Genomic DNA, 25,878 nt, shown 5'->3' with positions numbered 1-25,878 from the left:
CGCTGCCGGTGGCGCGGCCTCTGCGCCGGCTAGGCGGTCAGGGGTGGCGCGAACGGCCAGGGCTCGGCGAGGAGGCCGTCGGTCGCGGCGACCGCGGCGGCCAGGCGCTCCTCGTGGGGGCCGGTCACGGCGATGTGGGGGAGGCCGCGCCGCTTCAGCTCCTCCCGGAACCGGTCCGCCATCCACGTCCGGACGGACTCGCCGTCGCGCCAGCCGTCCTGCTCGAACGGGACGCCCGCCGGATCGGTGAGGATCCACAGGTGGTGCGGGACGCGCGCGTGGACGGCCTCGACGTCGGGCGCCGGGGCGCCGAGGTAGCGCTCGTGCCACACGGCCGTCGCGAACGCGTCGGTGTCGCAGACGAGCAGCGGCGAGCCCGACCGGGCGGCGGCGTCCTCCAGGGCCGCGTGCCGCTCGGCGATCCGCGTGAACTCGGCGGACTCCCACACCAGGTCGTCCAGCCACAGCGACGCGTCGCCGGCGTCCCGGCGCGCGGCGGCGAGCTTCTCCTCGGTGTAGGTGCGGCCGTACTCGGGCACCCACCGGGTCGACGCCCACACGCCGCCGCGTTCGGCATAGTGCGCGGCCAGCGCGCGCGCCAGCGTGGTGGTGCCGGTCGATTCCGCGCCGACCACCACCACCCGGCGGGCCAGGTACGCGCGGACGGGCGGGGACAGCCACTCCCAGTTCCCGGCCGGGTCGGCGCGGACGGCCGTGCCGCTGACGGGGAACCGCTCCCGCGGCGGGTCCACCGGGACGTGCGCGGCGGAGAACCGCGCGGCGAGTTCGGGCCCGTAGGGCTCGGAGCTGAACACCGCGTCGACCGGCGGGACGTTCACGCCGAGCCCCGAGCGGAGCGCGAGCCCGGCGCGGAACGCGGCGACGTGCGCCGACCACACCTCGTCGGACTCGTAGTCGATCTCGGCGTCGTCCACCACCGGGACGACCTCGACGTTCGGCTGCCGGTGCGCCTCCCGCAGCCACGCCGTCCGCAGCGCGAGGGGGACGCTCTCGACGCTGGACGCCGCGACGACCACGCTCACCCGGGCGCACGCCGCGGCGGCGGTGTCGATCAGATGGTGGTGCCCCGCGTGCGGCGGGTAGAACTTGCCGATGACGAGGCCGTGCTCGTACGTCATGCGGCCGCCGGGGCGGGCTCCGCGCGTCCGGTGCCCCGCCAGTCCCGGTACCAGGCGGTGAGGCCGAGCACGCACAGCGACAGGAAGATGACGTACAGGGCGCTCGTCAGCTTGAGGTCCTTGTAGAAGTACAGCGGGATGTACACGAGGTCGGCGATGATCCAGATCCACCACGACTCGAGCAGCTTGCGCGACTGCCCGTAGATCGCCATCAGCGACAGGGCCGTCGTCAGCGCGTCCCAGAACGGGACGGTCGAGTCGGTGTACGTCGTCAGCAGCCAGGTGATCGCGGCGGTCCCGGCCGCGCCGGCCGCGAGCAGGGTCGCCCACTCGGCGCGGGTCGTGCGCCGGACGGGCAGGTCGTCGCGGCCCTCGCCGCCGTACAGCCACACCCACCAGCCGTACGCCTGCAGCCCGATGTAGACGACCTGCAGTCCCGCGTCGGCGTACAGCCCGCCGTCGAGGAAGACCAGCCCGAGCAGGATGACGTTGGCGATGCCGATCGGCCAGTTCAGGATGTTCTGCCGGACGACCAGCCACACGTTCACCGCGCCCGTCGCGAAACCGAGCAGCTCGGCCCACGTGGTGGGGACCGAGCCGAGGTGGAAGGCCGGGTCGAGCAGCGGACCCAGGGGAACGTTCACCGCCATGACCGCGATCTTCGCATATCACCGGTGTTCCGGTCCCGCCCGGGGAGCCCGGGCGGGACCGGAACACCGGTCGGGCGAGAGGACGCCCGTCAGGCCACGATGAGCAGCGGGTTCTCCAGCAGCTCCGCCAGCCGCGCCAGGAACGCGGCGGCCGTCGCGCCGTCGCACGCCCGGTGGTCCACCGACAGCGTCACCGCCATCCGCTTGCCCGGGACGACCTGGCCGTCCCGCACCACCGGCTCGTCCCGGACGGCGCCCACGGCGAGGATCGCCGCCTCCGGCGGGTTGATCACCGCGGAGAACGAGTCGACGCCGAACATGCCGAGGTTGCTGACGCTGAACGTCCCGCCGCTCATGTCGTTCGCCGACAGCTTGCCGTCGCGCGCCCGTCCGGCCAGCTCCCGGGTCTCGCGGCCGATCTCCGACACGCTCTTGCGGTCGGCGTCCCGCACGACCGGGACGACCAGGCCGTCCTCGACCGCGACCGCGACGCCGACGTGCACGCGCTTGTGGAAGAGGAGGCTCTCCTCGGTGTAGGAGACGTTGACCGCCGGGTGCTCGCGCAGCGCCGTCGCGCACGCCTTGACGACCAGGTCGTTCACGCTGACCTTGGCCGGGGCGAGCGCCTCGTTGACGGTCTTGCGGAACGCGACGAGGGCGTCGGCGTCCACCTCGCGGTTGAGGTAGAAGTGCGGCGCGTTCTGCTTGCTCTCGGTGAGCCGCCGGGCCGCGACCTTGCGGAACCGGTTCAGCGGCACGGCCTCGACGTCCGGGTCGTCGGCCCGGGACGCGGCCGCGGGCGCGGCGGGCGCGGACGGCGCGGCGGCCGGGGCCGCGGCGGCGGGCGCCTGCTGCGGCGCGGCGCCGCCGGACCGCACCGCGGCCTCGATGTCGGCGCGGACGATCCGTCCGCCGGGGCCCGAACCGGACAGCGTGGCCAGGTCGATGCCGTGGTCGCGGGCCAGCCGCCGCGCGAGCGGCGACGCGGGCGGGCGGGACGCGCCCGTCCGCTGCGGCGCCGGGGCGGGCGCCTCCGGCTTCGCCGCCGGAGCGGGCGCGGCCTCGGCCTTCGCCGCGGGCTCGGGCTTCGCCTCCGGCTCCGGCTCGGCCTTCGGCTCGGGTTCCGGCTCGGCCGCCGGAGCCGCGCCGGACGACGCGCCCTTCGGCACCACGACCGCGATCGGCGCGCCGATCGCCGCCGTCTCGCCGTCCCCGACGAGAATCTTCTCGAGCACGCCGGCCTCGTAGGCCTCGTACTCCATGACCGCCTTGTCGGTCTCGATGTCCACCAGGACGTCGCCGACCGCGATCTCGTCGCCCGGCTGCTTCTGCCAGGAACTGATGACGCCCTCCTCCATCGTGTCGGAGAGGCGGGGCATGAGGATCTCGGTCATGAAGCGGTCTCCAGGGCGGCGAGCCGGCCGGTCGCGCGGAGGGTGTCGCGGGCGGCGGTGAGCAGGGACTCGGCGGACGGCAGCGCCGCCGACTCCAGGGACTTGGCGTAGGGGAGCGGCACCTCGGCCATCGCGACGCGCCGCACCGGCGCGTCCAGCCAGTCGAAGGCGCCCTCCTGGATGGTGGCGGCGATCTCGGCGCCGATGCCGTAGGTCAGCCAGTCGTCCTCGGCGACGACGGCGCAGCCCGTCTTGCGGACGGACTCCACGATCGTCGCGCGGTCAAGCGGACGCAGGCTGCGCAGGTCGACGACCTCGGCGGAGATCCCCTCGCCGGCGAGGGTCTCGGCGACCTCGGCGGCGACGCGCGCCATCCGGGAGTAGCCGATCAGCGTGATGTCGGTGCCGGGGCGGGTGACGGCCGCGCGGCCGATCTGCCCGGGCTCGACGTCCTCGACCGCGGCGGGCAGTTCGCCCTTGGTGTTGTAGAGGGCGAGGTTCTCCAGGAACAGCACCGGGTCGTCGTCGCGGATCGCGGCCTTGAGCATGGCGGACGCCTCGGCGGGCGTGCTCGGCGCGACGACCTTCAGGCCCGGGATGAACGAGTAGAACAGCTCGACGTTCTGCGAGTGGGTGGCGCCGAGCTGCTGCCCGCCGCCGCCCGGGGTGCGGATGACCATCGGGACGCTGGCCTGCCCGCCGAACATCCCGTAGATCTTCGCCGCGTGGTTGACGATCTGGTCGAGCGCCAGCAGCGAGAAGTTGATCGTCATGACCTCCACGACCGGGCGCAGGCCCAGCATGGCGGCGCCGATCGCGGCGCCGACGAAGCCTTCCTCGGCGATCGGGGTGTCGCGCACCCGGCGCGGCCCGAACTCCTTCAGCAGCCCTTCGGTGATCTTGTACGAGCCCTCGAACAGCCCGATCTCCTCGCCCATCAGGAAGACGTTCTCGTCCCTGATCATCTCGGCGCGGAGCGTGTCCCGGAGGGCCTGGCGGTAGGTGACGGTTGCCATGGACGGCTCCTCAGGAACTGAATACGGGGTCCGCGGGCAGGCGGCGCAGCTCGCCCGGGACCGGGGTGGCGTAGGTGTAGTCGAACAGCGTGGAGACGTCCGGCGCGGGGCTCTCGTCGGCGAACGCCGCGGCGGCGTCGACCTCGGCGGTGACCTCGGCGTCCAGCGCGTCCCGCGCGTCGTGGGACAGGATGCCCCGGTCGGCGAGGTCCAGCGCCATGCGGGCCAGCGGGTCGGCGGCCTTGAGGGCCTCCTTCTCCTCCTTCGACCGGTACCGGGCCGGGTCGACGACCGAGTGGCCCTTGAGCCGGGGGCTGATCGTCTCCAGCAGGTAGGGGCGGCTCTCCGCGCGGGCCTTCTCGACCGCGAGCACCGCGGCGTCCCGCACGGCGACGACGTCCGTCCCGTCGACGCGGGCGGAGTCGATCCGGTAGGCGGCGCCGCGCTTGTACAGCTCCGGCTCGGCCGAGGAGTTCTCCACGGTGGTCCCCATGCCCAGCCCGTTGTTGATCACGACGAACACGGCGGGGAGGTCCCACAGCCCCGCGATGTTGAGCGCCTCGTGGAACGCGCCGATCGCGGTCGTCCCGTCGCCCATCTGGCACATGACGACGTCGTCGCCGCCCTTGTAGTTGACGGCGAGCGCGGCGCCCGCCGCGAGCGGGACCTGCCCGCCGACGATGCCGTAGCCGCCGAGCAGCCGCGCCTCGGTGTCGAACATGTGCATGGACCCGCCCCAGCCCTTGGACACGCCGGTGGAGCGGCCGTACAGCTCGGCCATCACGCGGTCGGGGCTGATGCCCTTGGCGATCGCGTAGCCGTGCTCCCGGTAGTTCGTGAACAGGTAGTCGGTGGGCCGCAGCGCGGCCATCAGCCCGACGACCGTGGCCTCCTCGCCGAGGTTCAGGTGGCAGTAGCCCCCGATCTTCGCCTCGGTGTACGCGCGCGCGGCGCGCTCCTCGAACCGGCGGATCAGCAGCATCTGCCGGTAGTAGCCGATGAGCGTCTCCGCGTCGGCGTCCGGGCCGACGGTGCCGGACGGCGCGCCCGCGTCCGGCGCGGGCGGCGCCTCGGGGGCGGTCTGTCGCCCGGACGCCTTGGCGCCGCGCGTCCTGCGGGTGCGGGCCGGGGCGGCAGTGCCGGCCGACCTGGTCGTCTCAGCCATCGGCGACCTTCCTAACTCGGGGGTAACGCCGTAGGATCGCCACGACGCTCACCGATCATCATTGATCTATGATCGATCATATTCTACCTCGTCAAGACCCGCTTACCTCGCCGCCGGACGGTCACCGGTCAAGCTTTACTTACCGGGCGTAGGACTACGATGCAGTACCGTGAACGCGCCCACTCCCGCCCAGCTGCTCCGCACCGGTCTCGCCGATCAGATCCGCGAGTTCATCGTGGAGGGCATCAGCGCCGGGCGCTGGGAGCCGGGGGAGCGCATCGTCGAGCGCCGCATCGCGTCCGAGCTGGGCGTGAGCCAGGGCCCGGTGCGCGAGGCGCTCCGGCAGCTCGAGGCGCAGCGGCTGATCGAGTCGCTGCCGAACCGGGGCGCGCGCGTCCGCGACTTCACCGAACGCGACCTCGCCGAGATCTTCCCGGTGCGGGCCGGCCTCGAGCGGACGGCCGTCGAGCTGGCGCTCCCGCACATCGGCGAGCGGCTGGACGCCCTGGAGGAGCACAACCGGCGGCTCGCGGAGGCCGCGCGGGAAGGCGATCTGCACGCGCAGATGCGGCTGAGCATCGCGTTCCACCGGGAGATCGTCGAGACGGCGGGAAACCGGCTGCTGGTGTCGGTGTGGGAGGGCCTCGGCATCGAGCTGTGGACGACGCTGTCGCTGCGGCTGCACCAGACGGAGATCTACTCCAAGTCGGCCGAGCACGCCGAGCTGATCGAGGCGTTCCGGCGGCGCGACCCCGAGGCTCCGCGCATGCTGCACGACCACGTCATGAACTACGCGCCGTGACGTCCGCCGGTCACTCCTTCTCGCGGTAGGCCCGCATGAGCTGGGTCTCCGCGTCGTCCAGGTAGGACCGCAGCTCCCGCTCGGCCGCCTCGTGCTCGCCGGCCGCCAGCAGGTCGTACATCCGCCGGTTGCGGGCAAGGTACGGCTCGTGGAACTCGCGCGGCGACCCCATCTCGTGGAACACCAGGCGCATCTCCGCCATCAGGTGGCGGATCATCTCGTCGACCCGCGGGCTCCCGACGAGCGCCGCGACGGCCCGGTGGAAGCGGATGTCGGCGGTGCCGACGTCCGGCCAGCGGCCCGCGGCGGCGGCGGCCTCGCCGTCCTCGACCGCCGCCCGCACCCGGTCGAGCGCCTCCCGCCCGGCCGTCGGGGCGCACCGGACGCCCTCGCACTCCAGGATCCGCCGCACCCGGTACAGGTCGGACAGCCCGTCGGCGCCGACGCGGCGGACGAACACGCCGCGGTTGAACTCGTGGACCAGCAGGCGCTCCTGGACGAGCAGCCGGAACGCCTCGCGCATCGTGTTGCGCGAGACCTTCACGGCGCGGCACAGGTCCTCTTCGGGGAGGCGGGCGCCGGGGACGAGCGCGCCGTCGGTGATCTGGTCGCGGAGCAGGTCGGCGACCCGTGCGGCGGTGCTGGAGCGGTCCAGCTCGTGGCGGGCCGCCGCGATGTCATCGAGCCACGTCACGAGATCAGCTTAGCGGAATGGGTCCACAAGGGGATTGCTGGATTGTTGAACAATCCTTACGCTTGCGGAAAGCCGTACCCCCGAAGGGCCCGATCATGACCGACTCCACCACCGTGGACGCCACCCCCGCCCCGCCGGACCGATCCCGGCGCGGCGCGCTCGTCGGCGCCATGTTCCTGATGGCCACCAGCGCCATCGGCCCCGGATTCATCACCCAGACCACCGTGTTCACCGCCCAGCTCGGCGCCGCGATGGCCTTCGCGATCCTCGTGTCGGTGCTGGTGGACATCGCGATCCAGCTCAACGTGTGGCGCGTGGTCGGGGTCTCCGGCAAGCGCGCCCAGGACCTCGGCAACCGCGTCGTGCCCGGCGGCGGCTACGCCCTGGCGGCACTGGACGTCTTCGGCGGCCTCGTGTTCAACATCGGCAACGTCGCCGGGACGGCGCTCGGGCTGAACGCGCTGTTCGGCCTGGACGTCAAGATCGGCGGGGCGCTCTCGGCGCTCGTCGCCATCGCGATCTTCCTGAGCAAGCGCGCGGGGATCGCGATGGACCGGATCGTCGTCGTGCTCGGCGGCGTGATGATCCTGATGACGCTGTACGTCGCGATCGTGTCCGATCCGCCCCTCGGGGACGCCCTGGTGCAGACCGCCGCCCCCGAGGAGATCGACTTCCTCATCATCACCACGCTGATCGGCGGGACCGTCGGCGGCTACATCACCTACGCGGGCGCGCACCGGATGATCGAGTCCGGGATCACCGGGCCGGAGCACGTCTCCCGCATCAACCGGAGCGCGATCACCGGCATCCTCGTCACCGGCCTGATGCGGGTCCTGCTGTTCCTCGCGGTGCTCGGCGTCGTCGCGGGCGGCGCGAAGCTCGCGGAGGCGAACCCGGCGCCGTCGGCGTTCGAGCACGCCGCCGGGGAGACGGGGCTGCGGGTGTTCGGCCTGATCATGTGGTCGGCCGCGATCACCTCGGTGATCGGCGCGTCGTACACGTCGGTGTCGTTCATCGTGTCGTTCTGGTCCGTCGTCGAGAAGTACCGCAACTGGTTCGTGGTCGGGTTCATCGCGATCTCCACGGTGATCTACCTGGCGATCGGCACCGCCCCGGCCAAGCTGCTGGTGCTCGCGGGCGCCCTCAACGGGCTGATCCTGCCGTTCGGGCTGGCGGTCCTGCTGTGGGTGGCGGCACGGCGCCGGGACCTGCTCGGCGGGTACCGGTTCCCGAAGTGGCTGCTCGCGCTGGGCGTCGCCGCCTGGCTGCTGTCGCTGTACCTCGGCTGGAACTCGCTGTCCGGCCTCGACGATCTCTGGGCGTGAGGCACGGGTGCGGATCCTGCCGAGCGGCGACGCCGCCCTCCTGGTCGAACTCCCCGGCCCGCCGGAGATGCTGGGCCTGTACGCGACCCTGGCCGCGGCCCCGCCGCCCGGCGTCGCCGACATCGTTCCGGCGGCCCGCACCCTCACCCTCCTGCTCGACCCCGCCGCGAACCCGGCCGCCGTCGCCGCGGCCGTGCGCACCGCGCGTCCCGGCGCGGCGGCCGGGACCGCCGGCACCGTGGAGATCCCCGTGACCTACGACGGCCCCGACCTGCCCGAGGTCGCCCGGCTGACCGGCCTGACGCCCCGCGAGGTCGTCGCCGCGCACACCGCCGCGTCCTGGCGGGTCGCGTTCACCGGGTTCGCGCCCGGCTTCGGCTACCTCGACGGCGGCGACCCCCGGCTGGACGTCCCGCGCCGGGAGGTCCCGCGGCTGCGCGTCCCGGCGGGCGCCGTCGGCCTCGCCGGGCGGTTCAGCGGCGTCTACCCGGCCGAGTCGCCCGGCGGCTGGCAGATCATCGGGTCCACCCGGGTCACGCTGTGGGACCTCGACCGCGACCCGCCCGCCCTGCTGCGGCCCGGCGTGCACGTGCGGTTCATCGAGGAGGACGCGTGAAGCGGCTCCTGGACGTCCTCGCCACCGGCCCCCTCGCCACCGTGCAGGACCTCGGCCGCCGCGGGCACGCGGCGCTCGGCGTCGGGACGTCCGGGGCCGCCGACCCCGCGTCCCTGCGGCTCGCGAACCGGGCGCTCGGCAACCCCGAGGGCGCCGCCGCGATCGAGGTCACCCTCGGCGGCCTGCGGGTCCGCGCCCGCGGCGGCGTGTTCGCGGCCGTCACCGGCGCCCCGGCCCCGCTCGTCCTGGACGGCCGCGCCGCCCCGCCGAACGCCGTCCTGCACGTCCCGGACGGCGCCGAACTGCTGCTCGGCGCGCCGCCGACCGGCCTGCGCAGCTACCTCGCGGTCCGCGGCGGAGTCGACGTCCCGCCGGTCCTCGGCTCCCGCGCCACCGACACGCTGTCGGGCCTCGGCCCGGCGCCGCTCGAACCCGGCGTCGTCCTGCCCGTCGGCCCGCCCCCGGACGCCCCGCCGCTGCTGGACGTCCTGCCCGTCCCGCCGCCGCCCGCGGGGACCGTCGAGCTGCGCGCCGTCCCGGGGCCGCGCGACGACTGGTTCGCCCCCGGCGCCCTCGACGCGCTGTTCACCGGGACGTTCGAGGTAACCAGCGAGACCGACCGCGTCGGGATGCGGCTGGACGGACCCCGTTTGAACCACGCGGATCGGGGCGAACTACCCAGCGAGGGGACGGTGACGGGCGCGCTGCAGGTCCCGCCGTCCGGGCGCCCCGTGCTGTTCCTCGCCGACCATCCGCTGACCGGCGGCTACCCGGTCATCGCCGTCGTCGCCGCCGCCGACGTGGGGCTCGCCGCCCAGGCACGTCCGGGGCAGCGGCTCCGGTTCCGTCCCGTCCCCGCACCGGACCTCAGGAAGGCACCCACATGACCCAGACCGTCCCCCTCGACCCGGGGGCCCTGACCCCCGACCAGGCCCGCGCCCTGTTCCGCGCCGGGCTCCGCGTCCCCACCGCCGGCTGGTGCGCGGGACGCACGCAGGCGAACCTCATCGCCGTCCCCCGCGACCAGGCGTACGACCTGCTGCTGTTCGCCCAGCGCAACCCGAAGCCGTGCCCGCTGCTCGAGGTAACCGACCCCGGCGCGGTCTCCGCGCCGATCTTCCCCGGCGACCTGCGCACCGACCTGCCCGGCTACATCGTCTACGAGCACGGCGAGCCGGTCGCCGAGGTCACCGACGTCACCGAGTACTGGCGCGACGACCTGGTGTCCTTCCTGATCGGCTGCAGCTTCACGTTCGAGGCCGCGCTCGGCGACGCCGGGGTCCCGATCCGGCACGTCGAGCAGGGCGTGAACGTCCCGATGTACCGGACGAACCGGACATGCAGGCGCGCCGGCGAGTTCGGCGGCCCCCTCGTCGTGTCGATGCGCCCGGTGCCCGCCGCGCAGGTCGCCGACGCCGTCCGCGTCACCGCCCGCTACCCGTCCGTCCACGGCGCCCCCGTGCACGTCGGCGACCCCCTCGAACTCGGCATCACCGACCTCGACCGCCCCGACTACGGCGACCCGGTCGAGGTCCGCGTGGACGAGATCCCGGTGTTCTGGGCGTGCGGCGTCACCCCGCAGGCCGCCGTGACGGCGTCCCGCCCCAAGTTCGCCATCGGCCACGCCCCCGGCCACATGGCGATCACCGACGCCCGCGACACCCGCTACCTCGTCCCCTGACCCCGCCCCCGAGGCGGCCTCTCCGAGCTGGGTGATCGGGGCTGGCATAGGCTGCGAGCATGCCGGAGACCGTGAGGCCGGGCGACCTGCCGGGGGAGCGCTACCGCATCGAGGCGCTCCTCGGCAGCGGCGGCATGGCCACCGTGTGGCGCGCCCACGACCTCGTCCTCGACCGTCCGGTCGCCGTCAAGGTGCCCCGCGACGGATGGCCGGAGGAGTTCACCCGGCGGCTGCGGCGGGAGGCGCGGGCCGCCGCCGGGCTCGCGCACCCGAACATCACCGGCGTCCACGACTACGGCGAGCACCGCGGCGTCCCGTACGTCGTGATGGAGCTGCTCGACGGGGAGACCCTCGCCGACCGGCTGGCGCGCGGGCCGCTGCCGTGGCGGGAGGCGGCGGCGGTGTGCGCGGTCATCGCGGACGCCCTCGCCGCCGCCCACGCGGCCGGGGTGGTGCACCGCGACATCAAGCCAGCGAACGTCTTCCTCACGCCGGTCGCGGTGAAGGTGCTCGACTTCGGCATCGCCTTCACCGGGCCGGACGGGGCGGGCGGGCCGGTCCTCGGCACCCCCGCCTACACCGCCCCCGAGCTGCCGGCGGGCGCGCCGCCGTCCCCGGCCGCGGACGTGTTCTCGCTCGGCGTCGTGCTCCGGCAGGCGCTCACCGGCGGCCCGCCCGAGGCGGCGGAGCTGCCCGCCGACGTGCCCGCGGACCTCGCCGCGCTGTGCCGCCGGTGCGCCGACCCGCGCCCCGACGCCCGTCCGGGCGCGGCGGAGGCGGCCCGGGTGCTCGCCGCGGTCGCGGGCGTCCGGCCCGTCCGGGTGACGCCCGACGCCCCGGCCCCGCCGCCCGGTCCGGCGCGGCACGACCGGACGCGCGTCCTCGACGACCCGCTCCCGGACCCCGACCCGGCCACCCCCGCGGACGCGCCCGCGTCGCCCCGCCGGCCGCTCGCCATCGCGGGCGCGGTGGCGGGCGCGGTGGCGCTGGTCGCGGTGCTGCTGGCGGCGCTGTCGCCGGACGACCCGCCGGCGGGCGCGCCCCCGGCCGGGACGGACGACGGGCCGCCGGCCGTCGCGCGGGGCGCGGCGTGCGAGGTCGCGTACCGGGTCGACGGGACGTGGCCCGAGGGGTTCCAGGCGACGGTGCGGATCACCAACCTCGGCGACGGGCCGATCGACGGCTGGCGGCTCGGCTTCGAGCTGCCCGACGGGCAGTCCGTCACGCAGCTGTGGAACGGGACGCCGGTGCAGGACGGCCCCGCGGTGACGGTCACGCCCGCGGACTGGAACCGGTCGATCCCGGCGGGCGGCACGGTCGAGTTCGGCTTCCTCGGGAGCGGCGCCGGGGGAGACGGGACGCCCGAGGGGTTCGTGCTGAACGGCTCGCGCTGCCGCTGACAACGGTCCGTTTGGGAGCGCTCCCAAATTGTTCGCGCAGGTCACGGGCGTGATCCGGAAATTGGGACGGGACGAACTATTGTGCGGCGCTCGCCCCCGGGGCTAGCATCCCGGCAATCGAAGCGCTTCGACGCACGAATCGAAGCGCTTCGATTGGAACGCGACACCCCGACGGCACGACCCGACTGCACGACCCGACGGCACGACACCCCCACCCCCCCACACCCCACTCCCGGACGTCCGCTCACCCCGGACGCCGGCTCCGTTCCACCCCCGGAGGAACACCCATGATGAAGGCAGGCAGGGGCGCGGCCCTGCTCGCGGCGGTGGCCGCGAGCGCCCTCGCGCTCGCGGGCTGCGGCGGCGGCGACGCCGAGTCCGACCCGAACGTCCTCAGGCTCTGGCACTACGAGTCCCCCGACAGCGCCATGGGCGTCGCGTGGAACGCGGCGATCAAGGAGTTCGAGAAGACCCACCCGGGCGTCAAGGTCGAGTTCGAGGAGAAGGGCTTCGAGCAGATCCAGAAGACCGCCTCGATGGTCCTGAACTCCGACGACGCCCCCGACATCATGGAGTACAACAAGGGCAACGCGACCGCCGGGGCGCTGTCCAGCCAGGGCCTGCTCGCCGACATGTCGGCCGAGGTGAAGGAACGCGGCTGGGACAAGCTGATCAGCCCGAACGTCGCGGTCACCGCCAAGTACGACGACAAGGGCGTCATGGGCGGCGAGAAGTGGTTCGGCGTCCCGAACTACGCCGAGTACGTGATGGTGTACTACAACAAGGACCTGTTCGAGGAGCACGGCGTCGAGGTCCCGACCACGATGGCCGAGTTCACCGAGGCGCTCGACGCGTTCGTCGACAAGGGCGTCACGCCGCTGACGAACGCGGGCGCCGAGTACATGGCGCACCAGTTCGTCTACCAGCACGCGCTCTCGCGGGCCGACCGCAACTGGATCAACAGCCTGCAGCGCTACACCGGCCCGGTGAACTTCACCGACCCGGCGTGGACGCACGGCGCGACGACGTTCCAGGAGTGGGTCGAGAAGGGCTACGTCGACAAGAACACCGTCGGGCAGAAGGCCGAGGAGGCCGGGGTCGCCTTCATGAAGGGCGAGTACCCGATGATGTTCTCCGGCAGCTGGTGGTTCGGCCGCGTCAACGCCGAGTCGAAGTTCGACTGGGGCACGTTCGTCTGGCCCGAGGCCAAGTTCACGCTCGGTTCCAGCGGCAACCTGTGGGTCGTCCCGGAGAGCTCCGAGAACAAGGAGCTCGCGTACGACTTCATCAACATCACGCTGCAGAAGCACATCCAGAACCAGCTCGGCAACGCGGGCGGCATCCCGATCGCGGCCGACCCGAGCGCGATCACGGACGAGAAGTCCAAGCAGCTGATCGCGGACTTCGACGAGCTGGCGAAGGGCGACAAGCTCGCCTACTACCCGGACTGGCCGGTGGCGGGCTTCTACGACGCCCTGGTCGCGCAGACGCAGCAGATCATGAACGGCGAGGACCCGAAGGAGGCCCTCACCACCCTGCAGACCACCTATGAGGACGGCCTGCCGGAATGAGCGGACGGACGTCCGGGCGGGCCGGCGGCCTCGGCGGCCGGCTCGCCTACCTCCCCTACCTGCTGCCCGGGCTGCTGCTGTTCACCGGCGTCATCGGCGTCCCGTTCCTGATGAACATCGGGACGAGCTTCACCGAGTGGTCGGGCGTCGGCAGCCCCGAGTGGGTGGGCCTGGAGAACTACAAGGAGCTGATGGGGGACGAGCGGTTCTGGTCCTCCTTCCGCAACAACGTCCTCGTGATCGTCGGGATGGCGATCGTCCCGACGGTGATCGGGCTCGTCCTCGCGGGCGCGCTGACCGACCTCATCGACCGGCACTTCGGGTCCCGCACCGCGGCCGTCCTGCGCGCCTGCATCTACCTGCCGCAGGTGCTGCCGGTCGTCATCGCGGGCGTGGTGTGGAGCTGGCTGCTCGCCCCCGACGACGGCGCGGTCAACGCGCTGCTGGAGGCCGTGGGCCTCGGCTCCCTCGCCCAGAACTGGCTCGGCGACCCGGACACCGCGCTCTGGTCCGTCCTGGCCGTCATGGTCTGGACGCAGATCGGGTTCCCGCTGGTGATCTTCATGTCGGGCCTGCAGCGGGTCGACCCGTCGCTGTACGAGGCGGCGGAGATCGACGGGGCGTCGTGGGCCCGCCGGTTCTGGCACGTCACGGTCCCGCAGATCCGCCCGGAGATCTTCGTGGTGCTGCTGTGGACGACGATCGCCGCGCTGAAGGCGTTCCCGCAAATCTTCGTCCTCACCAAGGGCGGCCCGGGCGGTTCGACGAACGTGCCGTCCTACTACTCCTACGTCAGCTTCTTCGAGAAGCAGGACGTGGGCTACGGCTCGGCGATCGCGACCGTGCTGACCCTTGTGATCATCGCGCTGACCGTCGTCTTCCTGCGCGCGCAGGGACGCGAGCTGGAAGGGGAGGACCGGTGACCGCGACGCTCACCAAGCGGGCCCGCACGCCGGCCCGGGACCGTCCGGACGCGCCCGGGCGCCGGCGCCGCCGCCGCGGCCCGGCCGCCTACGCGGTGCTGGTCGCGCTGATCGCGATGGCGGGGATCATGCTGATCCCGTTCGCGGTCGTGCTGTTCAACGCGCTGAAGACCCCGCAGGAGTACTCGACGAACGGCCCGCTGTCGCTGCCGGACGGCGTCTACCTGGACGGCGTCCGCGCGTTCTGGGAGCGGACCGACTTCGGGCAGGTGCTGGTCAACAGCGCCGTGATCAGCGGTTCGGTCGCGGTCCTGGCGGTGCTGCTGTCCGTCCTGAACGCGTACGCGCTCGGGATCGGCCGCATCAAGGGCCGCATGTGGGTGCTCGTCCTGCTGCTGCTGGCGAACACGCTGCCGCAGGAGGCGCTGGTCTACCCGCTGTACTACCTGTCCAAGGAGTTCGGCCTCTATGACACCCGCATCGCGGTGATCATCGTGTTCACGGTGATCCAGAGCGCGTTCGGCACCTACCTGCTGTCGTCGGTGCTGTCGGCGTTCCCGCGCCCGCTGCTGGAGGCGGCCCGCATCGACGGCGCCGGCCGGTTCCAGATCCTGTGGCGGGTCGTGGTCCCGGTGATCCGGCCGACGCTGATGGTGCTGATGGTCTTCTTCTTCGTGTGGACCTGGAACGAGTTCCTGATCCCCATGGTCTTCCTCATCTCCAACGACAACCAGACGGTCTCGGTCGCGCTCGGCGTCCTGCAGGGCCAGCGGATGATGGACGCCACGATGTCCAGCGCCGCCTCGCTCCTCGGCCTGCTCCCGACCGTCCTCTTCTTCCTCGTCTTCCAGCGCACGCTGTCGCGCGGACTCACGGCAGGAGCAGTGAAGTAGCAATGAAGTTCAGCGACGGCTACTGGATGATGCGCGAGGGTGTGCACGCGAGTCATCCGGTGGAGGTCCTCGACGTCGACGCCGGGCCGGACTCGCTCACCGTGCACGCGCCCGTCCAGCGGATCCGGCACCGCGGCGACCTGCTCAAGGGCCCGGTGGTGACGGTGACGGCGACGTCGCCGATGCCGGACGTCATCGGCGTGACGCTCACGCACTTCGCGGGGGAGCGGGCCCGCGGGCCGGCGTTCGAGCTGGCGGACGCGTCGCCCGACGTGGTCGTCGACGCCCCGGAGGGCGGGGACGCGGCGACGCTGACGTCCGGCGCGCTCACCGTGCGGGTCCGGCGGGACGGGACGTGGGGCGTCGACTTCCTCGCGGACGGGCGGCGGCTCACCGGCAGCGCCCCGAAGGCCGCCGCGATCATCGACACCGACGAGCGCTGGCCGGACGGGCCCCGGCACTACGTCCGCGAGCAGCTCGACCTCGGCGTCGACCACGTCGTGTACGGGCTCGGCGAGCGGTTCGGGCCGCTGGCGAAGAACGGGCAGTCGGTGGACGCGTGGAACGCCGACGGCGGCACGGCCAGCGAGCAGGCGTACAAGAACGCGCCGTTCTACCTGACGAACGCGGGCTACGGGGTGTTCGTCGACCATCCGGGACGCGTGTCGTTCGAGGTGGCGTCGGAGGTCGTGACGCGGACGTCGTTCAGCGTCGAGGGCCAGTCGATGCGGTACTTCGTCATCTACGGCCCGACGCCCCGCGAGATCCTGCGCAAGTACACGGCGCTGACCGGGCGCCCGGCGAAGCTGCCCGACTGGTCGTTCGGGCTGTGGCTGTCGACGTCGTTCACGACCTCCTACGACGAGGCGACCGTGACGTCGTTCATCGACGGGATGGCCGAGCGCGACCTGCCGCTCAGCGTGTTCCACTTCGACTGCTTCTGGATGCGCGAGTTCCAGTGGTGCGACTTCGAGTGGGACCCGCGCGTGTTCCCCGACCCGCCGGGGATGCTGCGGCGGCTGAAGGAGCGCGGCCTCAAGATCTGCGTGTGGATCAACCCGTACATCGGGCAGCGGTCGCCGCTGTTCGAGGAGGGCCGCGCGAACGGCTACCTGCTGACGCGCCCGGACGGGGACGTGTGGCAGTGGGACAAGTGGCAGCCGGGCCTCGCGGTCGTCGACTTCACCAACCCCGAGGCCCGCGAGTGGTACGCGGCGAAGCTCGACGCGCTGCTGGAGATGGGCGTCGACTGCTTCAAGACCGACTTCGGCGAGCGGATCCCCACGGACGTCGTGTACCACGACGGGTCCGACCCGGAGCGCGCGCACAACTACTACACGTTCCTCTACAACAAGACCGTGTTCGAACTGCTGCAGAAGAGGCGCGGTGAGGACGAGGCGGTGGTGTTCGCCCGGTCGGCCACCGTGGGCGGTCAGCGGTTCCCGGTGCACTGGGGCGGCGACTGCGAGTCGACGTTCGAGGCGATGGGGGAGAGCCTGCGCGGCGGCCTGTCGCTGGGCATGACCGGGTTCGGGTACTGGAGCCACGACATCGGCGGGTTCGAGGGCACGCCCGACCCCGCGCTGTTCAAGCGGTGGATCGCGTTCGGGATGCTGTCGTCGCACAGCCGCCTGCACGGCAGCCACTCCTACCGGGTGCCGTGGCTGTTCGACGACGAGTCCGTCGACGTCCTGCGCGCCTTCACGAAGCTGAAGATGCGGCTCATGCCGTACCTGGCGGGCGCCGCGCGGCAGGCGTACGAGGAGGGCGCGCCGATGATGCGCGCGATGGTCCTCGAGTTCCCGGACGACCCCGCCTGCACGCACCTCGAACGCCAGTACATGCTCGGCGACGACCTGCTCGTCGCCCCCGTGTTCGCGCCGGACGGGACGGTCGCGTACTACGTGCCGGACGGCGTGTGGACGCACTTCGCGACGGGCGAGCGGGTCGCGGGCGGCCGCTGGGTGCGGGAGACGCACGGGTTCGACAGCGTCCCGCTGCTGGTGCGTCCGGGCGCGGTGGTGCCCGAGGGCGCGGTCGACGACCGTCCGGACTACGACCACGCGGACGGCGTCACGCTCCGCGTGTACGAACCCCGCACCGGCATCGCGGACGGCGCCCGGGTCGTCACGCGGGTCGGGGACGCGACGTTCACCACCGAACGCGACGGCGCGGCCGTCCGGGTGACCGCCTCGGGCGCGGGCGCGTGGAACGTTCTGCTCGTCAACGCCCGCGCCGCCGCCGTCGAGGGCGGCGCGGCCGTCCCGCATCCGCTGGGGGCGCGCGTCGAGGCGTCCGCGGACGAAGTCGTCATCACGCTGGAAGAAGGGCAGGACCGATGAGGTTTCCCGAAGGCTTCCTCTGGGGCACGGCCACGGCGTCCTACCAGATCGAGGGGGCGGCGGCCGAGGACGGCCGCGCGCCGTCCATCTGGGACGTCTTCAGCCGCACCCCGGGCAAGGTGCTGAACGGGGACACGGGCGACGTCGCCACCGACCACTACCACCGGTGGCGCGAGGACGTCGCGGCGATGGCCCGGCTCGGCGTCGGCGCGTACCGGTTCTCGATCTCCTGGTCGCGCGTGCTGCCCGGCGGCGCGCCGAACCCGAAGGGGATCGACTTCTACTCGCGGCTGGTGGACGAGCTGCTCGACCACGGCATCGCGCCCGTCGCGACCCTCTACCACTGGGACCTCCCGCAGGACCTGGAGGACGCCGGCGGCTGGCCCGCCCGCGACACCGCGCTCCGGTTCGCCGACTACGCCGAACGGATCGGGCGGGCCCTCGGCGACCGCGTCCACACGTGGACGACGCTGAACGAGCCGTGGTGCTCGGCGTTCCTCGGCTACGCGTCGGGCGTGCACGCGCCCGGCCGCACCGATCCCGTGGACGCGCTGAAGGCCGCGCACCACCTCAACCTGGGGCACGGCCTGGCGAACCGGGCGCTGCGCGGGGTGGTGGCGTCGTCCGCGCGGCACTCCGTCACGCTGAACCTGCACCACCTGCGCGGCGAGGACGAGGCCGTCCGGCGGGTCGACGCGGTGTCGAACCGGGTGTTCCTCGACCCGATGCTCGGCCGCGGCTACCCCGGCGACCTCCGGGACGACACCGCCGGCCTGACCGACTGGTCGTTCGTGCGGGACGGCGACGAGGCGGCGATCGCCGCGCCGCTGGACGTCCTCGGCGTGAACTACTACTCGCCGACGCTCGTCCGGACCTGGGACGGGACGTCGCCGCGCGAGCACGCCGACGGGCACCGGCGGGGGGCCGCGACGCCGTTCGTCGGCTGCGAGGACGTCGAGTTCGCCGCGCAGCCCGGCCCGTACACGGCGATGGGCTGGCCGATCGACGCGACCGGCATGACCGAGCTGCTCCTGCGGCTGCACCGCGAGTACCCGGGCACGCCGCTGATGGTGACCGAGAACGGCGCCGCGTTCGACGACGAGCCCGCCGCGGACGGCGGCGTCCGGGACGAGCGCCGCGTCGCGTACCTGCGGGACCACATCGCCGCCGTCGGGCGCGCGATCGACGAGGGCGCGGACGTCCGCGGCTACTTCGCCTGGTCGCTGCTCGACAACTTCGAATGGGCCTACGGCTACGCGAAGCGCTTCGGCCTGATCCGCGTCGACTACCCGACGGGCGAGCGCACGTGGAAGGACAGCGCGTTCTGGTACCGCGACGCGATCGCCGCGCACGGGGCTACGATCGACGCTTCCCGGTCGGCGGAGTGACGGGACGGTCCGTGGTCAAGATCACCGATGTGGCGCGGCACGCGGGCGTGTCGCCGAGCACCGTCTCCTACGTGCTGAGCGGCAAGCGCTCGATCTCGGAGGAGACCCGGCGGCGCGTCCGCGCCAGCATCCGGGAGCTCGGCTACCGCCCGCACGCCGGCGCCCGCGCCCTCGCCAGCAGCCGCTCCAACGTCGTCGCGCTGATGCTGCCGCTGCGCAGCGGCGTCGCGGTGCCCGTCGTGATGCGGTTCGCGACGTCGGTCGTCACCGCCGCGCGCCGGCACGACCACGACGTCCTGCTGCTCACCCAGGAGGAGGGCGAGGACGGGCTGCGCCGCGTCGCCGACAGCGCGCTCGTCGACGCGCTCATCGTCATGGACGTCCAGATGCGCGACCCGCGGGTGCCGCTGCTGCGGTCCCTCGACCGGCCGAGCGTGCTCATCGGGTTCCCCGCCGACGCCGACGACCTGACCTGCATCGACCTCGACTTCCACGCGGCGGGCGCGGCCTGCGCCCGGCACCTGGCGGCGCTCGGGCACCGCGAGGTCGCGATGATCGGCTCCCCGCCCGAGGTGTACGAGCGGGAGACCGGCTTCGCGCGGCGGGTCACCGACGGGTTCGCCGAGGCGGTCCGCGAGCACGGCATGACCGGGGACGTCCACCCGTGCGAGGCGAGCGCGGACGCGGCGAAGGACCTGGTCGGACGGCTGCTGCGGGAGCGCCCGGACCTCACCGGCATCCTCGTCCACAACGAGCCGATCGTCGACACGGTCGTCCGGGCGCTGCGCGCCGAGGGCCGCCGGGTGCCCGAGGACGTCTCGATCGTCGCGATCTGCCCGGACGAGGTCGCCGAGCACGCCGAGACGCCGCTGTCGTCGGTCGCGATCCCGGCCGAGGAGGTCGGCGGCCGGGCCGTCGAGCTGCTGATGGCGAAGCTGGAGGGCGAGCCGGTCCCGGCGGCGACGCTGCTGCCGCCGACGCTGACCCCGCGCGCCAGCAGCGGCACCGCGGCCCGCTGACCCGCCCGTCCGGCACCGTTCAGCACCGTCCATGAGAAAGGGGGCCTTTCCGGGCGCTCATCGTCGAAGCGCTTCGACAATTCGATCATCGGGGGCGAGTCCACCCAAGGAGCAAGGTTGAAGCTCAGCCGTAGCAGACCCCGTTCCCCCGGCCGGCGCAGCCGGTCGCTGACCCTCGTCCTGGCCGCCGCGCTCGCGGCGCCGCTCGTCCACGCGGCCCCCGCCGCCGCCCGCGACGACCTCCCGTTCCGCGACCCCGGCCTTCCCGTGGCCGCCCGCGTCGACGACCTGCTCGGCCGGCTCACGCTCGACGAGAAGCTCGGGCTGCTGCACCAGTACCAGGCGCCGGTCCCGCGCCTCGGCATCGGCCGGTTCAAGACCGGGACCGAGGCCCTGCACGGGCTCGCCTGGACCACCGACGTCCACGCGGGCGGCGCCGTCCGCACCGCGAAGGCGACCGTGTTCCCGCAGTCCGTCGGCCTCGGCGCCACCTGGGACCCGGCGCTGATGAAGCGCATCGGCTCCGTCGTCGGCGACGAGGCGCGCGGCTACCACAGCGAGAACCCGGACGTCTGGGGCCTGCAGCTGTGGGCGCCGGTCGTCAACCTGCTGCGCGACCCGCGCTGGGGCCGCAACGAGGAGGGCTACTCCGAGGACCCGCTGCTCACCGCCCAGCTCGCCACCGAGTACGGCCGGGGCATGCGCGGCGACGACCCGGACCGCCTCAAGACGGCGCCCGTCCTCAAGCACTACATGGCGAACAACAACGAGTACAAGCGCACCGAGACGTCCTCCTCCCTGCGGCCGCGCACGAAGAAGGAGTACTACGAGGTGCCGTTCCGGGTGCCGATCTCCAACGAGGCGGTCACCGGCATCATGACGGCCTACAACAAGGTGAACGGCCGTCCCGCGACGGTCACGCCGGACGCCGCCGGGCTCGTCCGGTCGTGGACGGACGAGACGCTGTTCAACGTCACCGACGCGGGCGGCCCGAACAACCTCATCGGCTCGCAGAACTACTTCCCCGACCTGCCCACCGCGAACGCCGCCACCCTCAAGGCGGGCGTGGACAGCTTCACGGTCGACGACACGAACTCGGCCAAGACGATCGACTCGGTCAGGACGGCCCTCGACCGGGGCCTGCTCACCGAGGCCGACGTCGACGAGGCGGTCGGCCACATCCTGAACATCCGGGTGCGGCTCGGCGAGTTCGACCCCGACGGCGGCCCGCACGCCGGCATCGGCATGGAGGTCGTGAACAGCCCCGAGCACCGCGCGCTGGCCCGCAAGGCCGCCGTGGAGCAGATGGTCCTGCTCAAGAACGAGAAGAAGGCGCTGCCCGTCGCCGCCGGCGCGAAGGTCGCCGTCGTCGGGCCGCTCTCCGACACCCTCTACACCGACTGGTACTCCGGCGCCCTCCCGTACGAGGTCACCCCGCTGGACGGCGTCCGCGCCCGGGCCGGCGCGGAGAACGTCACCACCAGCGAGGGCGTCGACCGCATCGCGCTCAAGGACGTCCGGACCGGCGAGTACGTCGCGGGCGGCACCGGCGCCGACGGGGCCGTCCTCAGGACGGGCCCGACCACCCCGGACGCCACCGCCCAGTTCGACGTCTTCGACTGGGGCCAGGGCATCGTCACGCTGCGCAGCGTCGCGAACGGCAAGACCGTCGGCCGCCACAACTGGGGGTCGAACTTCTCCAACAGCCAGGCGCAGCCGAACGGCTGGTTCGTCCAGCAGATGTTCGAGCTGGAGGAGCAGTCCGGCGGCACCGTGCTGCTGCGCTACGCCGGCTACGAGAACCCGGCCGACCCGTACGTGCAGGTGCTGGACGACGGCACGCTCGCCCTCGCGGCCAAGGCCGACGCCACCCCGTTCGCCAAGGACGTCCTCAGCAGCGGCACCGAGTCCGCCGTGGCCGCCGCGAAGCGGGCGGACACCGCCGTCGTCGTGGTCGGCAGCATGCCGTTCATCAACGGCCGCGAGGACCACGACCGCACCGCGATGGGCCTCGCCGAGGGGCAGCTCGAACTGGTCAAGGCCGTCCGGAAGGCGAACCCGAGCACGGTCGTCGTCGTGGAGAACAGCTACCCGACCACGCTGACCTGGGCGGAGGAGAACGTCCCGGCGATCCTGTGGACGAGCCACGCCGGCGCCGAGACGGGCGCCGCGCTCGCCGACGTCCTGTTCGGCGACGAGAACCCGTCCGGCAAGCTGCCGCAGACCTGGTACCGCTCGGAGGAGCAGCTCCCGAGCATCCTTGACTACGACATCATCGAGCACGACCGCACGTACCAGTACTTCAAGGGCGACCCCCTGTACGAGTTCGGGTACGGGCTCTCCTACACCACGTTCCGCTACGGCGAGCCGACGCTGAACCGCCGCTCGATGGGCGCCGACGGCACGATCGAGGTCACCGTCCCGGTCACCAACACCGGGAAGCGCGCGGGCGAAGAGGTCGTGCAGCTCTACACGCGCCAGCAGAAGTCGCGGGTGAAGCAGCCGGTGAAGGAGCTGCGCGACTTCGCGAAGGTCGAGCTCGCCCCGGGGGAGACGAAGCGGGTGACGCTGGAGATCAAGGCGTCCGACCTGGCGTTCTGGGACGTCACGCGGAACCGGTGGGCGGTCGAGCGCGCCCGGCACGACGTGCTGATCGGCGCGTCGTCCGGTGACGTCCGGCAGCGCGCGAGGATCGACGTGCGGGGCGAGCGGATCCCGGCCCGCGACCTGTCCGCGCCGACCCGCGCCGCCGACTTCGACGACCACGACGGCGTCGTCCTGGCCGACGAGACCAAGGCGGACGGCGACGTCGTCGCCGGCGCCGCGGACGCCTGGATCGCGTTCGAGGACGCCGACCTGCGCCGCGGCGCCGAACGGATCACCGCCCGCGTCGCCGGGACCGCCGCGACCACCATCGAGGTGCGGCTCGGTTCCCCGGACGGCCGCCGCGTCGGCACCCTCGACGTCCCGGCCACCGGCGACGTCTACGCCTACGAGGAGGTCACCGCCGACCTGCGGCACGCCCGCGGCCGGCAGGACGTCTACCTGGTGTTCGGCGGCGAGACCCGCCTGAGCGAGTTCACCGTCGAGTAGCCGTCCACGGAACCGTCCGAGCCCGCCCCGGCCGTGCCGGGGCGGGCTCGCGCGTCATCCCGTGCGGCGGACGGCGATGACGTTGTCGAGCAGGACGCCGGTCTGCCCGTCGGGTCCGGTGGCCTCGCGCTCGTGGACGCCGCACCGCTCGGTCGTCCACGCGGACGCGTCGAGCGCGAGGTCGGCGAACGTCTCGTCGGCCTTGGGGAACCGGTGGTCGTGGTGGTGCTTCGCCCACGGCGGCGCGGCGGCGTGCTCGACGATCAGCAGCAGCCCGCCGGGCGCGACGGCGGCGGCCGCCGACCGCAGGATCTCGGCGCGCGGCCAGTCCAGCGGCGACTGCAGGAACTGCGCCGACACCAGGTCGTAGGACCCCTCGGGGAAGCTGTGCCCGAGGTCGTGCCGCTGGAATTCGACACGGGACCCGACGTCCGCGTCGGCCGCGTGGGCCGCCGCGCGGTCGAGCGCGACGGCGGACACGTCGACGGCGGTGACCGTCCACCCGCGGCGGGCGAGCCAGACCGCGTCGGCGCCCTCGCCGCAGCCGAGGTCGAGCGCGGTGCCCGGCTCCAGCGGCTCGACGACGCCCACCATCACGGGGTTCGGGTTGCCGCTCCACACCCGGTCGCGGGCGCGGTAGTGCTCCTCCCAGAACTCCTCGGTCTCGTCGCTCATCTTGGTGCCTCCTGTCGGTCGCGGTCCCCGCATCCTCGGCGACGGGCACGCGAGAGAGCCACTTCGTTTGCCGTTTCGGCAAACGGCGTCCCGGGATGTTCGCCGCCGACGACTCGACTCGTTGTCTACGATCGTCGATTCGCTGCCGGAGAAGCGTCTCGGCGGGCGCGAACTCGACATGACTGTATGAGTAAAAATACCAGTTGGAGCGATACAAGCCTTCGTGATCGGCGCCGAGTCCGCGATATTTGGTCGAAAGCAGCGTCTTGATGCAGGAGATGGTGCATCATGGGGCCAAGGCCGGAACGGGCGGGCGAGGCACGAATGCATGTCTTTGGGATCTTGATCGGGTGAAGCGAAGCGGCGTGTAAGGAGTCGACAAGAGGGCCGACCGGGTGCGGCCCATCACCGGCATCGTCTGCGCACTTCCTGGAATCGCGACCGAGGGGGCTCGTCGAGAGGGGCATGTGATGTCAGCGGCCGATCGCGATGGCCCGCAGGGCGCATCTCCGGCGGGGGACGACGGCACGGCCGTGTCTCGAATGGGAAGTGGCGCGATCACCTGTGGCCTGCTGGTGGTCCTCGCCGTCCTCGCCGGCGTCCTGTTCGTCGTCGGCGCGCAGATTCAAGGCACCATCCTGACGACCGTCGGAGTCATCGTTACGGCCTTCGGGGGCGCGGCGGTGCTGACGCCGGCGGCCAGGAAGACGTTGCTGCAAGTCGCCAATAATCTGTTGATCGCCCTTACGGTGTTCGGGTTGATATTTCTCGGTTACAAGGCGGTGGCGTACAAGTATCGTACGATCACGGTCACCTCCGAGGTCAGGTTGCCCGAGCAGCAGATTGGGCCCGGTGATTCGATCGCCCTGCACGCGAGGATCCCCTCTCCGCGTCGCCATCTGACGCTCACGTTCGGCTGGAAGGACGCGAATCCGGAAATCGGTGGATGTGCGGTGGACGCGGTGCTGACGATCTACGGGAACTTCGGCTACCCGCGGTCTCCCGTCCAGATCCATGGCATCAAGGACCCCGTCAAGATCGACCTCGGTTCCGCCCGAAGGAGCGCCGAGGTGCAGGTGCGGTTGGATTCGGCAGACTCACGATGTCTCGGGACGCTCTATGTCAAACACGCCAAGGCGCACACATGATTGCTAGGCTCAGAGGGTCGTTCTACCGTCGGCACCGGACGGCGCTGACCGCGGGCGCCGGGCTGGTCGCGGTGCTCATGGGAATCGCGTTGGTCTGGTTCCTCGACCAAGACACATCGGTGTCGAGCGGGCCACCCGCTTCCACCTCGTCGCCCGATCCCGGATCGATCTTCTCGAAGCCGCGCATCGCGATCGCGTTCAAAGACGATCAGCCGGGGTTGTCGTACAGCGCGCCCGGAGGCAAGTGGGCCGGCTTCGAATACGACCTGGGACAGTACCTGGCGGCGCGACTCAAGGTGAAGACCGTGCCCCTCGGTGTTTCCTCGGATCGCCGTCTCGGCGTTCTAGAAGAAGGCAAGGCCGATCTGGTCATCGCCACGTTCTCGTACACCGACACGCTCGCCACGAAGATCGAGATGGCCGGACCGTACATGATCGTCAGTCAGGGCGTCCTGGTGCGGTCCGACGACCATGAAATCCATACCGTCAAAGATCTGAGGGGTAAGACGGTCTGCGCGGCCGCAGGGTCGACATCGCTGAAAGAGATCCAGAAGGAAGCCTATGGCATCGCGGACATAGAGCAGCCAGAATACAGCTCCTGCGTACAATTGCTTCGCAAAGGCAAAGTAGAGGCGGTCAGCACCGACGAAAGCATCCTCTACGGCTTCGTGCAACGGTACCCGAATGATGTGAAAGTGGTCCGCGGCGCGAATCTCGGAGAGCTCAGCCGGTACATGATCGGACTCCCGTTGGGGCATAAGGCCGACTGCGCCCGGGTGGCGAACGTGCTGGCCGATTTCGTCAGGAGCGAGCAGTGGCGCGACCTGGTGAGGTCCCACCTGCACGCCATGACCGGAGCCATGACCGATTTCGAGAACACGGTGAAGCCCGTCCCCGAAACGGTGAAGTGCTGGACCTAGTCCGAGATGCGCCCGGGCACGGTT

The 25,878-nt window shown here is 72.2% G+C and carries 22 protein-coding genes; 15 read left to right on the top strand and 7 right to left on the bottom strand.

Features of this window, described 5'->3' with window-relative positions; translation table 11 throughout:
• Positions 1 to 29: 29 nt before the first annotated feature.
• The 5 genes from AB0L25_RS19665 to pdhA form a co-directional block, all read right to left on the bottom strand.
• Positions 30 to 1,139: an AAA family ATPase gene (locus AB0L25_RS19665; protein WP_500174039.1), complete on the bottom strand. Its 1,110-nt coding sequence runs from the start codon at positions 1,137 to 1,139 to the stop codon at positions 30 to 32.
• Complete coding sequence (pnuC, locus tag AB0L25_RS19660) at positions 1,136 to 1,789, bottom strand: nicotinamide riboside transporter PnuC (protein ID WP_500174037.1); 654 nt, start codon at positions 1,787 to 1,789, stop codon at positions 1,136 to 1,138. Before pnuC ends, AB0L25_RS19665 begins: the two co-directional genes overlap by 4 nt.
• A gap of 89 nt (positions 1,790 to 1,878) precedes the next feature.
• Positions 1,879 to 3,183 (bottom strand): dihydrolipoamide acetyltransferase family protein, encoded by a 1,305-nt coding sequence (locus tag AB0L25_RS19655; protein WP_500174035.1) that lies wholly within the window; start codon positions 3,181 to 3,183, stop codon positions 1,879 to 1,881.
• The gene (locus AB0L25_RS19650) at positions 3,180 to 4,199 is read right to left on the bottom strand and encodes an alpha-ketoacid dehydrogenase subunit beta (protein ID WP_500174033.1); all 1,020 of its coding nucleotides are present in this window, start codon (positions 4,197 to 4,199) and stop codon (positions 3,180 to 3,182) included. Before AB0L25_RS19650 ends, AB0L25_RS19655 begins: the two co-directional genes overlap by 4 nt.
• A 10-nt stretch (positions 4,200 to 4,209) precedes the next feature.
• Positions 4,210 to 5,364 (bottom strand): pyruvate dehydrogenase (acetyl-transferring) E1 component subunit alpha, encoded by a 1,155-nt coding sequence (gene pdhA / locus AB0L25_RS19645; protein WP_500174032.1) that lies wholly within the window; start codon positions 5,362 to 5,364, stop codon positions 4,210 to 4,212.
• Positions 5,365 to 5,533: 169 nt separating this feature from the next.
• Here pdhA and AB0L25_RS19640 point away from each other — a divergent pair, with 169 nt between their 5' ends.
• Positions 5,534 to 6,166, top strand: a complete 633-nt coding sequence (locus tag AB0L25_RS19640) for a GntR family transcriptional regulator (RefSeq protein ID WP_500174031.1) — start codon at positions 5,534 to 5,536, stop codon at positions 6,164 to 6,166.
• Positions 6,167 to 6,176: 10 nt separating this feature from the next.
• On the opposite strand, the gene AB0L25_RS19635 is transcribed toward AB0L25_RS19640, so the two are convergent.
• Entirely contained in the window at positions 6,177 to 6,860 is a 684-nt protein-coding gene (locus AB0L25_RS19635; RefSeq protein WP_500174029.1) for a GntR family transcriptional regulator, read from the bottom strand.
• Between the two features lie 95 nt (positions 6,861 to 6,955).
• Between AB0L25_RS19635 and AB0L25_RS19630 the strand changes: the two genes are divergently transcribed.
• The 12 genes from AB0L25_RS19630 (at position 6,956) to AB0L25_RS19575 (ending at position 23,111) form a co-directional block, all read left to right on the top strand.
• A complete protein-coding gene (locus tag AB0L25_RS19630) occupies positions 6,956 to 8,185 on the top strand; it encodes an NRAMP family divalent metal transporter (RefSeq protein ID WP_500174026.1) in 1,230 nt (409 codons plus the stop codon).
• 7 nt (positions 8,186 to 8,192) lie between these two features.
• Positions 8,193 to 8,801, top strand: a complete 609-nt coding sequence (locus AB0L25_RS19625; RefSeq protein ID WP_500174024.1) for a 5-oxoprolinase subunit B family protein — start codon at positions 8,193 to 8,195, stop codon at positions 8,799 to 8,801.
• Positions 8,798 to 9,688, top strand: a complete 891-nt coding sequence (locus AB0L25_RS19620; RefSeq protein WP_500174022.1) for a 5-oxoprolinase subunit C family protein — start codon at positions 8,798 to 8,800, stop codon at positions 9,686 to 9,688. The genes AB0L25_RS19625 and AB0L25_RS19620 overlap by 4 nt, the downstream gene beginning before the upstream one ends.
• A complete protein-coding gene (locus AB0L25_RS19615) occupies positions 9,685 to 10,482 on the top strand; it encodes a putative hydro-lyase (protein ID WP_500174021.1) in 798 nt (265 codons plus the stop codon). Before AB0L25_RS19620 ends, AB0L25_RS19615 begins: the two co-directional genes overlap by 4 nt.
• A gap of 59 nt (positions 10,483 to 10,541) precedes the next feature.
• Positions 10,542 to 11,882, top strand: coding sequence for a protein kinase domain-containing protein (locus AB0L25_RS19610; RefSeq protein ID WP_500174019.1), 1,341 nt, complete (start codon positions 10,542 to 10,544; stop codon positions 11,880 to 11,882).
• Between the two features lie 287 nt (positions 11,883 to 12,169).
• Positions 12,170 to 13,453, top strand: a complete 1,284-nt coding sequence (locus AB0L25_RS19605; RefSeq protein ID WP_500174017.1) for an ABC transporter substrate-binding protein — start codon at positions 12,170 to 12,172, stop codon at positions 13,451 to 13,453.
• The gene (locus AB0L25_RS19600) at positions 13,450 to 14,376 is read left to right on the top strand and encodes a carbohydrate ABC transporter permease (protein WP_500174015.1); all 927 of its coding nucleotides are present in this window, start codon (positions 13,450 to 13,452) and stop codon (positions 14,374 to 14,376) included. Before AB0L25_RS19605 ends, AB0L25_RS19600 begins: the two co-directional genes overlap by 4 nt.
• Entirely contained in the window at positions 14,373 to 15,269 is an 897-nt protein-coding gene (locus AB0L25_RS19595; RefSeq protein ID WP_500174013.1) for a carbohydrate ABC transporter permease, read from the top strand. The genes AB0L25_RS19600 and AB0L25_RS19595 overlap by 4 nt, the downstream gene beginning before the upstream one ends.
• 2 nt (positions 15,270 to 15,271) lie before the next feature.
• Positions 15,272 to 17,611, top strand: coding sequence for an alpha-xylosidase (yicI, locus tag AB0L25_RS19590; protein ID WP_500174011.1), 2,340 nt, complete (start codon positions 15,272 to 15,274; stop codon positions 17,609 to 17,611).
• A complete protein-coding gene (locus AB0L25_RS19585; RefSeq protein ID WP_500174009.1) occupies positions 17,608 to 18,999 on the top strand; it encodes a GH1 family beta-glucosidase in 1,392 nt (463 codons plus the stop codon). Before yicI ends, AB0L25_RS19585 begins: the two co-directional genes overlap by 4 nt.
• Before the next feature lie 11 nt (positions 19,000 to 19,010).
• Complete coding sequence (locus tag AB0L25_RS19580) at positions 19,011 to 20,018, top strand: LacI family DNA-binding transcriptional regulator (protein WP_500174007.1); 1,008 nt, start codon at positions 19,011 to 19,013, stop codon at positions 20,016 to 20,018.
• A 117-nt stretch (positions 20,019 to 20,135) separates the two neighbouring features.
• On the top strand, positions 20,136 to 23,111 hold the full coding sequence (locus tag AB0L25_RS19575; protein ID WP_500174005.1) for a glycoside hydrolase family 3 protein: 2,976 nt from the start codon (positions 20,136 to 20,138) through the stop codon (positions 23,109 to 23,111).
• A gap of 54 nt (positions 23,112 to 23,165) precedes the next feature.
• Here AB0L25_RS19575 and AB0L25_RS19570 read toward each other — a convergent pair whose 3' ends face one another.
• Positions 23,166 to 23,786, bottom strand: a complete 621-nt coding sequence (locus AB0L25_RS19570; RefSeq protein ID WP_500174004.1) for a class I SAM-dependent methyltransferase — start codon at positions 23,784 to 23,786, stop codon at positions 23,166 to 23,168.
• Positions 23,787 to 24,181: 395 nt separating this feature from the next.
• Between AB0L25_RS19570 and AB0L25_RS19565 the strand changes: the two genes are divergently transcribed.
• Complete coding sequence (locus AB0L25_RS19565) at positions 24,182 to 24,934, top strand: hypothetical protein (RefSeq protein ID WP_500174002.1); 753 nt, start codon at positions 24,182 to 24,184, stop codon at positions 24,932 to 24,934.
• The gene (locus tag AB0L25_RS19560) at positions 24,931 to 25,854 is read left to right on the top strand and encodes a transporter substrate-binding domain-containing protein (RefSeq protein WP_500174001.1); all 924 of its coding nucleotides are present in this window, start codon (positions 24,931 to 24,933) and stop codon (positions 25,852 to 25,854) included. Before AB0L25_RS19565 ends, AB0L25_RS19560 begins: the two co-directional genes overlap by 4 nt.
• The last annotated feature ends 24 nt before the right edge of the window (positions 25,855 to 25,878 follow it).

Source organism: Spirillospora sp. NPDC052242, from assembly GCF_040679555.1.
GTDB lineage: Bacteria > Actinomycetota > Actinomycetes > Streptosporangiales > Streptosporangiaceae > Spirillospora.
This window is presented reverse-complemented; position numbering and strand designations above follow the sequence as displayed.